The 15,749-nt window shown below is 40.9% G+C and carries 12 protein-coding genes; 2 read left to right on the top strand and 10 right to left on the bottom strand.

The window, feature by feature from the left end:
- Window positions 1–11 precede the first annotated feature (11 nt).
- Complete coding sequence (locus ACK8HY_RS19435; RefSeq protein ID WP_416134534.1) at window positions 12–4,856, top strand: DNA repair ATPase; 4,845 nt, start codon at window positions 12–14, stop codon at window positions 4,854–4,856.
- Window positions 4,857–5,003: 147 nt separating this feature from the next.
- Here the strand turns inward: ACK8HY_RS19435 and ACK8HY_RS19430 are convergent, their stop codons facing one another.
- The 3 genes from ACK8HY_RS19430 to ACK8HY_RS19420 form a co-directional block, all read right to left on the bottom strand.
- Window positions 5,004–6,245, bottom strand: a complete 1,242-nt coding sequence (locus ACK8HY_RS19430; protein ID WP_416134533.1) for a hypothetical protein — start codon at window positions 6,243–6,245, stop codon at window positions 5,004–5,006.
- 160 nt (window positions 6,246–6,405) lie between these two features.
- Window positions 6,406–7,008 carry a hypothetical protein gene (locus ACK8HY_RS19425; protein ID WP_416134532.1) on the bottom strand — a complete coding sequence of 201 codons (603 nt, stop codon included), beginning with the start codon at window positions 7,006–7,008 and terminating at the stop codon, window positions 6,406–6,408.
- Between the two features lie 182 nt (window positions 7,009–7,190).
- Window positions 7,191–7,367 carry a hypothetical protein gene (locus tag ACK8HY_RS19420; RefSeq protein ID WP_416134531.1) on the bottom strand — a complete coding sequence of 59 codons (177 nt, stop codon included), beginning with the start codon at window positions 7,365–7,367 and terminating at the stop codon, window positions 7,191–7,193.
- 166 nt (window positions 7,368–7,533) lie between these two features.
- On the opposite strand from ACK8HY_RS19420, the gene ACK8HY_RS19415 reads away from it, so the two are divergent.
- Window positions 7,534–7,662, top strand: a complete 129-nt coding sequence (locus tag ACK8HY_RS19415) for a hypothetical protein (protein ID WP_416134530.1) — start codon at window positions 7,534–7,536, stop codon at window positions 7,660–7,662.
- A gap of 489 nt (window positions 7,663–8,151) precedes the next feature.
- Here the strand turns inward: ACK8HY_RS19415 and ACK8HY_RS19410 are convergent, their stop codons facing one another.
- The 7 genes from ACK8HY_RS19410 to ACK8HY_RS19380 form a co-directional block, all read right to left on the bottom strand.
- Window positions 8,152–8,385 carry a hypothetical protein gene (locus tag ACK8HY_RS19410; protein ID WP_416134529.1) on the bottom strand — a complete coding sequence of 78 codons (234 nt, stop codon included), beginning with the start codon at window positions 8,383–8,385 and terminating at the stop codon, window positions 8,152–8,154.
- A gap of 567 nt (window positions 8,386–8,952) precedes the next feature.
- On the bottom strand, window positions 8,953–10,659 hold the full coding sequence (locus ACK8HY_RS19405) for a bifunctional alpha/beta hydrolase/class I SAM-dependent methyltransferase (RefSeq protein WP_416134528.1): 1,707 nt from the start codon (window positions 10,657–10,659) through the stop codon (window positions 8,953–8,955).
- Between the two features lie 97 nt (window positions 10,660–10,756).
- On the bottom strand, window positions 10,757–12,142 hold the full coding sequence (locus ACK8HY_RS19400; protein ID WP_416134527.1) for a hypothetical protein: 1,386 nt from the start codon (window positions 12,140–12,142) through the stop codon (window positions 10,757–10,759).
- The gene (locus ACK8HY_RS19395) at window positions 12,124–12,879 is read right to left on the bottom strand and encodes an SDR family NAD(P)-dependent oxidoreductase (protein WP_416134526.1); all 756 of its coding nucleotides are present in this window, start codon (window positions 12,877–12,879) and stop codon (window positions 12,124–12,126) included. Before ACK8HY_RS19395 ends, ACK8HY_RS19400 begins: the two co-directional genes overlap by 19 nt.
- Window positions 12,880–13,091: 212 nt before the next feature.
- A complete protein-coding gene (locus ACK8HY_RS19390) occupies window positions 13,092–14,123 on the bottom strand; it encodes a patatin-like phospholipase family protein (protein WP_416134525.1) in 1,032 nt (343 codons plus the stop codon).
- 179 nt (window positions 14,124–14,302) lie between these two features.
- Complete coding sequence (locus ACK8HY_RS19385; protein ID WP_416134524.1) at window positions 14,303–15,148, bottom strand: phosphatidate cytidylyltransferase; 846 nt, start codon at window positions 15,146–15,148, stop codon at window positions 14,303–14,305.
- Window positions 15,141–15,746: a CDP-alcohol phosphatidyltransferase family protein gene (locus ACK8HY_RS19380; RefSeq protein WP_416134523.1), complete on the bottom strand. Its 606-nt coding sequence runs from the start codon at window positions 15,744–15,746 to the stop codon at window positions 15,141–15,143. The genes ACK8HY_RS19385 and ACK8HY_RS19380 overlap by 8 nt, the downstream gene beginning before the upstream one ends.
- Window positions 15,747–15,749 lie beyond the last annotated feature (3 nt).

Genomic DNA, 15,749 nt, shown 5'->3' with positions numbered 1-15,749 from the left:
TAGCGGAACTTATGCCAGAAGAAAACGTAATAAATCAGAACGACAGCCTTGACCAAGGTGCATATGAGATTATCCGAAAGCGACTTCTTACACAAAAAGAAGAACTAGCGAACAAGCTCCATCAGTTGAACGAGGCACGTAAAGAAGTCTTCAATTCAACGAGCTTTGTCCTCAAAGCCAATCAACGGATCACCACAGAAAACAACTGTGTTGCCCGCGGCATTCTGGCCTTGGACAATCAATGTATTTTTGGATATAATGTGCATTTTGGACTGCGTACCGAGATCAAGCTGGAAGATGTTTTCAGTGTTTATGCATTTGAGAAAAATCAGTTTATTCCGCAGTCCCTCGACCTGATCAACGACCAAAATTTCATCTCTGATTACCAGAATCTATATAAATACTACAGGGACTCCATATTCTCCAAATTTCGGAGGACAGAGAACTATCTGTACATGATCTTTCAGACCAGCAAAAATCCTGCTGACCTCAAAGCATTCAAATGGTTAATCAAAGATGGTAAGCTCCAGTATCAGGATGACCGCAGCATCCACGAAGTCAAATTACCCAACCAATTTGAATTTGACTGGACGAAAACCACGCTCGAAGACCGTCGACTGGGAAAACATCCCCATATATCCATTATGGATAAGATCTTTATTGAAGCGATCAACGGCGACATTACCTTCAAGATCGAGAACAATACGGACAGTGGCAAAGGGATCTATTCCGAAAAAGTAGTTAATGCAGACCAACAATTGGACGATGCCGATTATTACTATGCGGACCTCGGAAACCTTATTGCGGTACGTATCAAACCGTACCAGGAAGATTTCAGGGCTTTCGTCTACAACCAGCGCACAAAGGAAGTCGTCAATCTCAAATCACTGAATGAATCAGCTATATTGTTACCGGACAACCAGGGGATTATTTTTTCCAATGGATACTACTTACAAAATGGCACACACAAGGTTTTTGACGCCCAGTTTGAACAGGTATCATTCCTACGCAGGATAGCCTCCCCAAATGGCGAAGATTTTCTGTATATATTCTGTCAGGAGGAAACCAATACCTATATCCTACTGTCATATAACATTATTCAGCAGCATGTCGAGACCCCGATTATCTGCAACGGATTTACCCTGTTCAAAGATGGAAGCTTAATTTATTTCCGCACTGAAGCGGAAGCCACCAGACATCATCAGGTGCAGATCTGGGAAACACCCTATATGGCCATGCTCAAAGAAAATGAGCAGAAAAAAGATGATCCCCTTTATAAAGTAGGCAATAAACAAATCGTGCAGGCGATGGCCGAGGCACAGGAGGTTATACAGCTGATCAACAAAGAGGACAGCTACGAAGGTTTATACGAAGATATCCTCAAAAAGTCCACAGTTTTATTGGATTCCTATTTTTGGATAAAAGATGACGCTTTATCAAATCTTGGCCAGCCATTAACACAGATCAAGGAAGTCGCCAATACCGCTATTGATGAGTTCGTCAAAGTACAGGCGCAACGCAAACATGCCGCAGAATTAAATATAGCAGCAGAAAAGAAGATGGAAGAACTCACCTTCTCCATCAATAGTACTGTTGTGGACAAACTCGATCAGCTCGTCCATCAATTGGCCGACTCCCGTCGCCTTCAGGGTGAGATCATCGACCTTAAAAATGTAAAATATATTGATACGGTCAGGATAGATAGCCTATTGGAAAAATTGCAGGGCATCACCTCTGAGCTGGCCGAAAAAACCATTGCTTTTCTCCTACGTGATGAGGCTCTGCTTCCTTACGAACAAAAGGTGGAACAGCAGAAGAAAAATGTAGAGGCTATAGTGAAGGTCTATGATGCCAAAGCAATTGAGGAAGCCAATTCGGCCATTTCAAGCGAACTGGAACTATTGATTGATATCCTCAATAGTCTAAAAATTGACGACTCCACACAGACAACCAAAATCATTGAGAAGATTTCGGTTATTTTCTCCTCCTTAAATGAGGTTCGTGCACAGCTTACGCGAAAACTCAATTCATTAAAAAGTACAGAAGCGATAGCGGAGTTCTCAGCACAGCTGACTCTGTTGGAGCAATCCGTGACCAACTACCTCGAACTGTCCACGACAACCGAAAAGGTAGACGAATATTACACAAAAGTCATCGTTCAGCTGGAGGAGCTCGAAAGTAAGTTTTCTGAATTTGAAGATTTTGCTCTCAAGATCGCGGACAAACGTGATGAGGTTATCAAGGCCTTTAATTCCCGCAGAGAACAAATCGTTGAACAGATCAACAAGCGCACATCCTCGCTCGAACAGATCGGTTTTCGTGTATTAAAGAACATTGAGAACAAATCCAAGACATTTGCAACGCGGGAAGAGATCCTCAGCTTCTTTGCCTCGGATCTGATGATCGACAAGATCAGACAGTTGGTACAGGAGCTAAAAACACTGCAGGATGTCTCAAAAGCAGAAAACCTTGAAAATCTGTTAAAAAAATCACAGGAAGATGCCTTACGGGTTTTACGTGATAAAAATGATCTCTTTGTAGATGGCGAAAATATCATTGCACTGGGCAAGCATAAGTTTGCAGTCAATAGTCAATCCCTCAGCCTTACCTTGCTGCGCAGAAATGATGAACTGTATTTCCACCTGACTGGGACAAGTTTCTATCAAAAGGTGCAGACCGAGGAAATCAACAGTTTTAAGGACATCTGGGATCAGGAACTTGTCTCTGAAAATAAGGAAGTTTATCGTGCAGAATACCTCGCCTACAAAGCATTCCTTGCTTCGAAAGGACAACAAGATTTTGATGCCTCCTCATTTATCACACAGACTGTGGAGCAAAGTTATTCGGAAGGCTATGTCAAAGGAGTTCACAATGTGGATGCACTGTTGATCTATGATACGGTCAAACAGTTGGATACCAAATTGGATCTTCTTCGCTATGATCCCCTATTGCGTACGATGGCTCAGTTATTTTGGCAATCCCTTTCGGATGATCAACGGACAAAGCAGCTGGCACTGATACACTCGACCTACACGATATTAAAAACGTTTCCAAATTCAAATCGTTACCAGTCTGTCATTGATGAACTGACCAAGTTATTCAATGCATGGGAGACACATTTGGATCGCTCCACCATTCATGGCCGTGACCTCGCGACTTACCTTTTTCAGACGTTTACAAGCTACAATACCTTTGTCGTCAGTGAACAATCCGATGAACTGAAAAAGGCTTTTATTCGATTGCTGGAATCCAAGAAAAGTTACAAGCTATTTGAAGCGGATATTCAGAACGAACAATTTAGCTTGGTAGATCGCTTTTACCTGACTTTAAATTGGCTCAACTCCTTTGTGGATGAGCATCCGGAATATCTTACGCTACGCAAGTATATTGAGGAAGCAGCGATCATGTTGCTTTATCCGACCCATGCGTATCACCTGATCATCGCAAAAGACCAAGCACATATCAGTGGATTAAAAGGCAATCATGCGATCCTGAACAATGGAGAGGAACATATCCAATACCATGAGTTTATAGCACGTCTGGCGCAATTCAGTGAGTATAATGTCCCTCGTTTTCTCGCATTCTCCACATTGAAGGAACAGCTTGCGAAGTCCTATGCCAAAGAACTAAAGATCGGTGAGTTTGAACCCAAAGTACTGACCTCCTTTGTCCGTAATAAGCTGATCAACGAAGTTTACTTCCCATTGATCGGAAATAACCTCGCCAAACAGCTGGGAGCCGCAGGCGACAACAAGCGTACAGCCCGTATGGGAATGCTGCTATTGATATCACCTCCGGGTTACGGTAAGACCACCTTAATGGAATATCTGGCTAAGACAATGGGCTTACATTTCGTTAAAATCAATGGCCCGACCATTGGTCATTCAATTACATCCATTGATCCAGTTGAAGCGAAAACATCCGGAGAACGGGAAGAGCTCAAAAAGATCAACCTGGCTTTTGAGATGGCAGATAATGTCATGCTGTATCTGGACGATATCCAGCACTTAAATCCTGAATTCTTACAGAAATTCATTTCCCTTGCTGATGGTCAGCGTAAGATTGATGGCATCTTTGAGGGCGAAAGCAAGACCTATGATCTCCGGGGCAAGCGCTTCTGCATCGTAATGGCCGGAAACCCATACACAGAGAGCGGCTCTAAGTTTCAAATTCCCGACATGCTTGCCAACCGTGCCGACGTGTACAATCTCGGTGATGTGATCGGTGACACCGAAGCATTATTCAACCTTAGTTTAATCGAAAATGCGGCGATTGAAAACAGCTACCTCGAAAAGATTGCAAGCAAATCGTTTAACGACTTCTATGCCCTAGTCAATTATGCGCAGTCTGTTATGGATCAATTGCCCGATTTAGAGGGGAACTACCTGAAACAGGATATTGATGACTTTATCGCGGTGCTGCGACATGTACTGAAAATCAGGAATGTCGTGATCAAAGTGAATCAGAATTATATTCAGAGTGCTGCGATGCAGGATAATTACCGCACCGAACCACCATTCAAAATGCAGGGATCCTATCGGAATATGAGCAAGCTGGTTGCACAGGTAGTACCGATGATGAATGAGCAGGAAATTGATCAGGTTCTTCTCGCACACTATGAAAGCGAATCGCAGACACTGACAGCGGATACTGAAAGTAACCTCTTAAAACTAAAAGAGCTTGCCGAGCTGCTAAACCCTGTTGAACTGGAACGTTGGGAAACGATCAAGGAAATCTTCCGTAAGAACAATAAACACGGTGGACTGGCCAAAGACGATAAAGTATTCGGTCAGCTACTGGACTTCAATGAAAATCTGGAAGGTATTATTCAGGCAATTCGGGAGTATAAGAATTAAAACTTTTTACTGCTATTCCAGCTGACTTTTTCGGTCTAGTCAGCTGGGATAGCAGTATTTTTGATACGATTACTATCAATTTTTTTAACATTAGCTACATTTAGGCTGATTAATGATAATCTTTGATAGTATCAAATGATACTATCATCATTCTTTTTCTTCAACTTTCTCAGTTTTCTCAGGTGGGTAGCAAACACCTTCAAGCTTCGTTCGACGTTTGCATAGATCCAAAACAATCAGCGTTAATATATCTAAGATTTTCAGCAGTCGATTACGGATTTCCAGCCCTTCTTCCCCCATTCCGGCCGACCATCCACGCTCATATTGGAAAATGATTCGCCCCTCTACAATATAGATTTCATCTTGTAAATGAATTCCATAATATAATTTGGACAATGTTTTTTTCAGATTTTTCTGTTCTTTATTACTCAACGACTCTGGCTTCCAGAAGCTTAATTCTCGTTTTGGGACTGGACATCGCAAAAAGTCAGCCGCATCCGGATCCAACCAATCCTCCGGGAAATAGTTCGTTTGCAACAGTAACCAACCAGTCTCCAATAACCATCTTAATGTATAACGTAGATCATCAATCTCTATATTGGGCGGTTTATTTTCAGAAGGATTTAGTGGATATAGACTTAAGATGCTATCACGAAGATCTGTGTGATTCTTCTCATAAAAAATTTGTTCAATCCGTTCATAAGGACTTGCACTGCGATAGCCATCTACATAATCGGACGACAAATAATCTTTAATTAAATGCCTATTGGGTGGAGGGTAATCAATTTCAGCCCAATGATATGCCACAATGCATGCCTCATGTAATTTTAACAATTGTTCATAGGTCTCCAGTGGGGCATAATCTACCATCCACTCAAATAAGCTTTCGTCGTTTAGTACACAGTTTTTCCAATCACCAAGGAGATTGAGCCAAGAGGATAGATCCATTTTCGAAAAAAAATTCTTAAAGGCCTTTGGAAAGTTCTGGATCTCTTGTCTGGAGAGTTTTGTAAATGGGTATTCAAAATGGGCCAGATGATGATTGAGTTTTCTGTCCGCCTTTGAGCGATACTTCTTACTGCACCTATAAGGATTTTTATACCATTTTATATCGATCCAATCTTCCTTATAATGTAGCCGCTTTTTATGGTGTAAAAAATAATGACAGCCCTTGACCATCAATATAACCTTATCTAGATGTACAACTAATTGTTTTCGTTCATTCTCATCTTTTTTATTTTTTGATGTTAAAGCGATCAATATATTCCATAATTTCTCATTAAAGGATTCAAAAGTATCATCTTGAATAGACTCGAAAATTCCCCCCTCTATTAAAAACCATTGGGTATCCCATTCTCTTTTTGGTTCTTTTAAATATTGGTTTTCCATAATGCTTATTTATTTAACTGTCGACGTATTTATCTGCTTGAGTGCAGACCCTTTATTAATCTGTAGAATTCTTATTTTAGGATCGCCATGATAGGTGGTGAAAAGCTTAATATGTCACCCACGAATTTATACAGCTATGATACTACACCCTTATTATCTACTACAAAGTTTCTTCACGACCAAATAATACGACCATCTTCTGCTCAAAAGCAATTTTAGCAATGTCTAATAAACGTTCAAGCTCCACCATATCGGGAATGTGACGTTTCATACGCGATTTATCTTCTTCAAGATCCTCGAAATCAACCACATCCCAATTTGGATAATCATCAATATTTTTCTTGATCTGTCCTCGTAATTGAGGCAGTACTCTAGCAGCCATTTCCTCGAGCTCCTTGCACGATCTATTTAATACTGGGACATCTAACAAAAATGTACCGATGACCAAGTAATAAATCTGCTTTAAACATGATGATATAAGGGCATAGGCTAGATCAGGAATAACTTCTTCCTCAAATAATAGTGTTTTACATTTTTCCAGAAACCGTTCTGTTTTTGTAATTTGGTTACAAAATTTACCGGAAAAAGTTTCTTTTGAATTTTCTAGTGAGCTGTCCTCTGAATCGATCAAACGATATGGAATACCCGAAAACACCAAGAATTTAGATCGACAATGGGCCATACTATAAAAATATTCATCCTCTAGTTTGTCCTCCCATTCCTTCTCTCCAAACATATTAAATACAACTGTACTCTGTTTCATACACGCGAGCTCAAGCATACTTTTTACGATCGGTTGATTCCGCTCCAAATCATATTTCCAATTATCAAGTATTAATATAATCTCAGCACAAGGTTTAACATTGTATTTTTCAATAGCAGGATGCGGTATTAGAAGGATCCGACTAGGCTCCAACGCAGCTACTATTAAATCCAACAATGGTTTTAAGGATGAATACTCCAGATCAATCTGAAGCAACTACCTATCTCACCCATCCATCGTTCAAATTCACCGCTTCGCTCTCCAGGATGGAGATAGATATGATTTGTGGTGGTTGTCTGATTTTGGCTTTTATTAACAGTCCCCTGATAGAGAGTCTCTACACGTCCATAGTTATCCATAATCATAAAAATTTATATTGGTTTATTATTTTATCACTCGTTCGAAACATCACTATGTTGACTAGTACCATGAAGCACTACGCTAACCATTACTTGATATTTCAAAACAAAAGTAAAGACAATCTATACAATTATAAAATTTTTAAATAAATTGTTTCATAATTGTATGATGAATAGAAAAGAAGAGACCAATAATTTCAGCAGCTTTGTTAAAGTCAATATCATCATTATGGAAGCTTCTACAACACATACTGAATATCAGGTACACCCCGAAACGGTCAAAGCAATTTTTTAAGCTTTAAAAGAGCCTTTCGAATCTAAGGGAATTCGTATTCCAAAGCATATCGAAAAATGTATTGAAGAAAGTATGGATCAATTCAGTGCAGGAAATTCCATTTCTTTGGAATTTTTTAAGGAAAAACATTTCCGCCGGAAATAAAAATTGAATTAGGATTTATAAAAAAAGTAATATAGGTTAGGTGAAGCCTATTGTGTATAACCGCTATATCTTTCTTCTTGTCAAGCTTTGTCTATTTGAAAAGAACGAAATAATCTCTACGTTATCATTTCGCACACGATAATACATTGTATTAAATTTCAGAATAACTGCTTTATAGATATTTTGACTCTCAGATTTAGGGAAAATATAAGGATTTTGAGAAATCAATACTGTGATCTTTTCAATCTTTGAGCTAATTTTTTGATCTCTTTTTCGCTAAAGTTCTCTTCAAGATATTCTATTGTCTTCTCTAGCTCGTTTAATGCTTTCGGAGTCCATAGAATATTATAACCACATTTCATAGATCTTTCGAGCTGAAGAGTGATTTTTTAGATCTTTATTATCTGCCTCGCGAACGCCCTTTTCAATTGAAATCTTCTCTGCCTCAGAAGCCGAATCCCACCAGTCTTTTACCTCCTCTTCCCTAAACTTTAGTAGTTTTTCGATAATAGAACTATCTTCCAACGTCGCTAACCATTGAATTAATTCTAATTTTTTATTTAAGGTCTGTGCATTCATAACTTTTAACACTTACTATTCAAATTTAGCAATTTTCTTCCAGTTTATGCTCAATGTTTTACAAACTTCATCTTCAAAAGTTTTAATAATAATTTTAAGAAACTCATTGTATACAATCCTATATCTCAGCCTCAATCGGTGATCATCGCTCATTACTATCATTATATCATCATATCTGCAATAAGGATAATTCGCTCCAAAGATAGCCCACCAGTGTATCATTACCCTCCCTGTGCATGGAATAAAGTCGATTTGTTAAGTAAAGAAGTCTTTTTGTTAAGCAATTACATCGCTGTACGCGGAATAAAGACAATTTGTTAAGCAAAAAAGTCTTTTTGTCAAACGGATCGGATCTGCATTTCTGAGTAATGGAAGCAGAAAATGGGGGCATTTTGAGTAAACAGGAGATCAAATTGCGCCAAATCCATAACCTGAAAGCTATATATTTGGCGCAATTTGAACCCCATCCTATTTAGCACAACATATACTATTGTTAACCAAGAACATGCAAGAAATTCAACAACTTACTTGGCTACGATTCTGCATGCAGATCGTTCGGAAATACGATTATTCGGCCTTCACAGCTCCCGAAGAAACGGTAAATATCCCGTAATCGTCAATCAGCATCCGCTCCTTGATCACCCTATTATAGGCCATAATCCGATCCAGTTCTTTTTGCGAACGTCGGCGCATGACCCAGTCTTTCTTCTGATGGCTGTTCAGTACATAAGCGATCATTTTCAATTGTGGATGCCATGGCTGCCCGGTATAGACCAGATGGCTGTTTTCCTCACAAATGGAAGTCGCACCACGTACCGCCCTGCTCGCCATTTCATTGTTGCCAAATAATTCGAAAATACCAGAGATTACCACAATATTAGGCACAAAATTCAGTTTGTTGTAAGTCTCCGGATCAAAACAGTCGTAATTAGTGAAACGTATTCCCAGGAGCCCTTTCTTCTTGATGATTTTCTCCCCCACTGCAATATTGGGCAATAGAAACTCGTTGATCACGATCTCCACTTCAGGATATTTTTCTTTGATGTCAAATAAATAATTTCCGGTGCCGCCAGCGATATCCAAGATTTTCACAGGCCGGCCCGTAGACTTCACCTGTGCAATATTCTCTTCCAATAGACGTAATAGATGCTGTTTACGTATACGGATCCCTTTCCAGCCGATCGCTTCCAAATACCCTTTATCAATGATTTTGCCTAATCCCATTCTGCCTTTCGGCTCATTGCGATAAACGTAATCCAATGAAATTCCTGAATCAAAACCAAACTGAAGCCCTAAGTTCATCCCATGACTCAATGATCCGATCTTGCCCAAAGTCCATTTCTGCAAGGCATAGTTTAATTTCTCAGCCGCAGGTATCACCTTATGATACAATTTTTCATATTCTTTTACCGAAAACTCGTCAGGCTCCAGCCCCTGTTCAGGCTTTTGCCTTGCGTAGGCTTTCGTAATAAAATCTTTTAAATAAGCATAGACTTTCTGTCTGTTGGATTCAAACAGGATACCATGATAAAAGTTGCGCAGGGTAATAAACGTTTTCAGCTTAGAAGCAATAGACACAAAGAATTGCTTTTGTACCGAGTTTTTAACTACATAGTCCTTTTCTGCGGATAGCACAATCACGGGAATATCGATTGCGGCAGCATCCTCAACGATACGCTCACCGGCTTTCAATAGGTCGACCAATAAAGCGCCATTAATGGATTTTGAGATTAGGGGATCAGCATCATAAGCCTGTTGTTGCTCAATATCATGGGTCAGGACCTTCGCTTTGACATAGCTTTGGATAACAAGATCCTTTTTCAGCTTGGTTCCAAGCGCAATTATCTGGTTGGCCAGTGGTACATACAGTTTAATCTCAAAGGCAGGGGCCAATAAAGCCATACCTGCGATCGGAGGGGCAAAATCATGTACCCAAGCACTCACAATGATCCCAGCAATACTATTGGCGATGACAAAGACATCCTTGGTATCAACTGCATATTCGGCGTGGATATAGGAGACAAAACTGTCCAGATCGCGCACATTATCCATGAATACCGGTGATACGGGCACTTTGGTATGGCCATGTCCACGCAGGTCGAATGCAAAGATGGAATAACCGGCAAACTGTGGATCGCTAGCCATCTCCTGTAGGCGTTCTGAATGTTCATGCCCACGGTGCAATACAACTAAAGCCTTTTGTCCCTTTTGATAATTCCAAACACGATATAGCAGTTCCCCTTGATCGAAACTCTTAAAATAACCTGATTTCATTTTTTTATAATTTATTCCATCTATACAATGGCGTATGCAATTTCTGTATCTATTCAGATATGGAGGTTAAAAACAAAGACCAAGCCACCCTTTTTGATTAGGATCTGTCCGCGACGATAATTTTCATCAACTGGATCGCATGAGCCCGCAGTACCATATGCCTATTGATCGACTTCACCCGATCAATAGCTTTATTTAAATCTAAAGATAATAATTCCCGCGTCATCAGAATAGCAAAAATCATACTTCTACTATAGCCCATTGTACAATGAATGACCATATTTTCATGCTCATCCAAATTGCGGTAAGCAGATAGCATTGCGTCTATGATCACATGGGCATCATGCACATCGATCTCCGCAATATCCAACAAAGGGAAAGAATAATACTTTTCCATACCCCACAAGAGTTTTACGTCCTCCAGCTCAGCTGCGAGGTCAAAAACAACCAGACTGCGATCCAGTCCCAAGGCTATTAGTTCCGAAGCGTCCAACCTTGGCCCTACATAACAGCGTGGCAGTAACTCTATCAGCGGCGGATTATTTTTCTTTCTAAAAAAACGCCACATCAACCAGTATGCAAGTTGGTAAGGACCGTAAAATACTTTCTTTATCAGCGGTGTTCGACCCCGATTATCCTTCAAAAAACCTGTATTACCGCACAGGTAATTGTAACCAACCGTAAAACAGACAAAGGCTACCCAAGCAGAAACAATCATTAGCAATACATTTCCCTCGCAGAACAGTGCCAGTAGCAGAAATAGCCACCCAATAAGGTAATAACTATTCGCTACTTGTTGGTTCCGGATCGCCGGAAGACGACTATCAAGTTTTTTGGTATAAAAACCCGATTTCTGCCGTAAACTATGTTGCTGTTCAATGGCGTTCGGAAAGAGGATAAAACTGAACTGAACCAGTATACAAGCTGTCAATAGATCAATCACGTGGTGCTGATATACAGCCAATGTTCCTATACCCATCATCAGGAGCCAGATGCCAAAGATGATTTTCTTCCGTCCGTTGAACTTCCATCGCAGCACCGACCAAAAAAGACAGGCATAAGCGACATGCAGGGAGGGCGCCTGATTAAAAGGCGAATCATATTCCTTTAAGAAAGAAAAGAAAATTGTAAATAAAGGATTTTCGACCTGTGGACGGTCAAAAGAAAACTGCAGCGGAAAAAGGAGAAAACACAGGGCCGCAATCAGGGTAACAAATGTAAATCGCTTTGCATAGCACAAGAGCTCCCTTTTTTGTTGACAGTAAAACGGCACGAGGCAAAAAAACAGCCCACTGCTCATATAGGGCAGGATCATCCATGGAATGAATGGAATATGCTGTTCAAAGTCGAATACAAAGGATGGTACCGTAGCTAAACTGGCGGCGTAGGCTGCTGTATAAGGATAGGTAAGTTGAAAAAGTAACAGGCAATAGATGACAACAAGGAGCTGCCCGCCTACTTTCTTTAATCGTTTTTCATCCATTTGGCTTTCCTAAACATGATTTTACTTAATAATACATGAGGGAGCAGGCCTAAAAATCCCATCAGCCATTTCATACGCTTCGGAAAAATCACGATTTCTTTCTTTTGTTGTATCGCTTTTAAGATGCGTTGTGCGGCATCGTCTACACTGACCAAAAAAGGCTTTTTGGAGAGATCCTGCTGGTTAAGTTGACGGAGCTTGGTTGTATCCACATACCCCGGTGCGATGACTGTCACGGCAATCCCATACGGAAGCAATGCCCGCCGATAAGCATCAGCCACTTGGATTGCTGCCCGCTTTGTTTTGCTGTACAAACTCGAATTCGGAAAATCCAGCGTTCCCGAAACGGATGCTATTGTTACTATCTGCCCCCTTGATTGTCCACGCATGGTTTCGCTGGCGACTTCAAAACAGTTTAGGGTACCCAACATATTGACTCGGAGCATCGCGCATGCCTCTTCATAACTGATGCGCTGTGCTACATCATCGGCATAGCTTCCTGTACAATTGATAAAAAGATCCAATGTCGCATGATGACAGAAAGAATCAACAGCAGCAGCCAAAGCATCCCGATCACATACATCCACTTCAAACTTGATGAGCGCATCGTATGCTGGATGATTGGTCAGTCTTGAAAGGTCCCGACCACATACCGCAACTTCAGCCCCCTGTTGGAGGTAGCATTGTGCTAGTGCCAAACCTATTCCGCTTGTTCCGCCTGCGATAAATACCTTCATATTAAAAAAATAGTGCTAATATTACCCGCTGTCTGGGCTATCTTGTCAAACAAATAAACCTTCGATTTCTGTCAACCAAATTCTAAAACAGCCCAGTATTAAATGATAAACATTTCCAAACTCCACTGAACTTTATAATGTATGTACATCTTGTATGATCTCTTCACTAGCACAATGTCTTCTTAATTCCACTTATTCCAATCCATTGTCTTTTAGCCCATACGCAGCTCCATCGTCTTGCTATATCCATAATTCCACTGTGCTTCCATAGCAGCCGCAAATTCATCCAGACTGGTCGGAAGGGATAATGTTATTTCAAATCTACGCCAATCTATACCTTTTTTGCAATAGTTTCCTTTCAGCTTTTCCGCAGCATCCCTTGTATCGATCCATCGGATTTCCTGAAATTGCTGATCAATATCCCTCAGGCGTTGGTTACCACTAAAGCCCAATACCGCTCTGACCAATCCTTCCTCCTGGAATTTATACATCTGCTTCCGCTCACAGATCACTTCCGCCGCCAAAGACTGCGCCAACTCCACAGGTACCAAATCAATGGCTCCCCCGGCATAATACTCCCCGTTCCACTGTACAGGCTCAATATAAAACATATCGGACATCGAAATACGAACAGCCTCCAACAATGTTACTGTCGAATTTATTGCTATCGTTGGAGCAACAGCACTTTGTCCATAGTTTTCACCTTGAAGTTGAATAGCATCCAGATTTACGTTTGATAGTACCGTTGTATTCCCCATCAGGACTTTCTGATAAATTTTACGTCCGCCACGCCTCTCCCCAACTTCCGAACGGTCAAAAAGCATTCTTGAACCAATAATAATCGACGGTATTTCCTCCGAAAATGGGTGGCTCAGACTCGGTAATAAGGGAGAAAGATCATGCTCCATCTTGACCAGATAACGATCAAACACATCTTCCAGATAAGGAGCAGATCGTTTATCCCATTGCTTTTTTAACACATACAAACCAAGTTTGCCCAGATGACGCTGCTCCGTAAGCCGATGTCCACAGAAGAAGCGATAAAACTCTTCGGACTGGAGATAGGATTTCCGCTCAGCATCCCTTGCAAAAGCCTGAATAAGCGCAGCAGCTAATGATCCGCCGCAGCTAGCAATCAGTAAATCCGGTTTAAATCCCATTTCGTCCAACGCCGCATACATTCCCAGGTACAAGCCAAAACGAGTACCACCACCTGAAAATAAAACTGCCCGTTGATAATTCATTTCGCGATATATTTGATGTGCGTGTATACTCTTACAAGGTCAAGACCTAATGCCAATTTTTAACCTTTGATAGATTGATCTCATTTTTCTCCATGCGTAAACAATCTATAGGGTTACTGATAACAGAATACATAATTCTAAATTTCACGATTTAGATGACGATCCGCTTTATAAAACCATTACAAATTCGTTATTTCTATCAAACAAATCAAACCATAGAAAACAGGTGCATTAAACACCAAGCTATCTATCCGATCCAGTAATCCACCATGTCCGGGGATTAATGTCCCCGTATCCTTGACTCCCGCCCTGCGTTTCAAAAAGGAGAAAAGTACGTCACCACAAAATCCTAAAGTACCAAAGAGCAGACCAAGCAACGAAAAGCAGATAAAATCCCCAAATGGCAATAGCAAGTAACCCAAGATATTACTCAACATTATCGTCAGCCCGATACCACCAACACATCCGACAACCGTTTTATTTGGACTGATGCGCGGAACAATCTTTCGTTTGCCAAAGAATTTACCCATTAGGTATTGGAATACGTCGTTCAGCTCCGTTAAAACGATGATATAGGCCACAAGCCGTAATCCCATCCACTCATTCTGATCAATTTCTACTGCCCGAATAAAGGCCAGCTGGCTGAATGCAAGTAGGCAGGCAGCCGCTCCAAAGGTCATTCCGATAGCAGCACCCGTCGCTGTTTTTCGTCCCAACCGGAAAAACAGCCCAATCCCAAGGCACAATAGTGTCGCCCAGAATAGATAGCCGCTATATGAACAGTAGGTTAAAAGGATCAACTGCAATAGACCAATTACAATAGCAAAGGGCAATGCAAGACTAAAATTTGGCACAAACATCTTCACAAATTCGCGCATACCCTGAAAGGTAAGCCAGCAAACAAACAGCCATGATGTCATTTGCGGAACGAAAGCAATAGCCAGTACAAGAACAATATAGCCCCAGCTTCTGACCCGGACAGGTACGTCAGCAAATTTATCCTTCGGATTAGATACTTCACTCATTCACCACCAATGCCTTTCTCAATCGCGTTATGGAACTCAAGACCAATAACAAACATAGCACAGCAAAAATATAGCCCGAAAATGCAGTTATCGAAATATGCGACAAACTTAAAATCCCGTATACCCCCAGCAGCAGTGCACGGTCGCTTTTACCCATAGGTCCATCATAACGACGATCATTGGCAATAACCTTTCCGATCAGACCGCAGAATTCGTTGATGACACTCAAAACAATAAAGCCTACTACCAGATATAAACTCTCGGGATGAAATTTCAGCAGGGGAAAAAAGATCAGGACATCAGAAACAATATCGCCCACCTCGTTCAGGACTTCCCCCGTTTTACTCGTCTGATTGAAAAGACGGGCCATCATACCGTCCAGTGCATTGAACGCCATCCGCAATAATAAACCGATTGGCAATGCCAGAAATAAAACTATGCTGCGGTCGGCATACCAAAAAAGGATCGCAATAACCAGAGACAAGAGCACCGAGCCAATCGTAATCTGATTGGCCGTTACCTTTTTCCGATTCAAAAAGCTCAGAACCGGCATCAATAACTGCTGAAACTTTGGTTTTAATTTATAAACAGAAATCATATA

The sequence above is a fragment of the Sphingobacterium sp. NGMCC 1.201703 genome (assembly GCF_047784615.1).
Lineage (GTDB): Bacteria > Bacteroidota > Bacteroidia > Sphingobacteriales > Sphingobacteriaceae > Sphingobacterium.
Note: the sequence above shows the minus strand (reverse complement) of the source record. Positions and strands in the feature narration are given on the sequence as shown.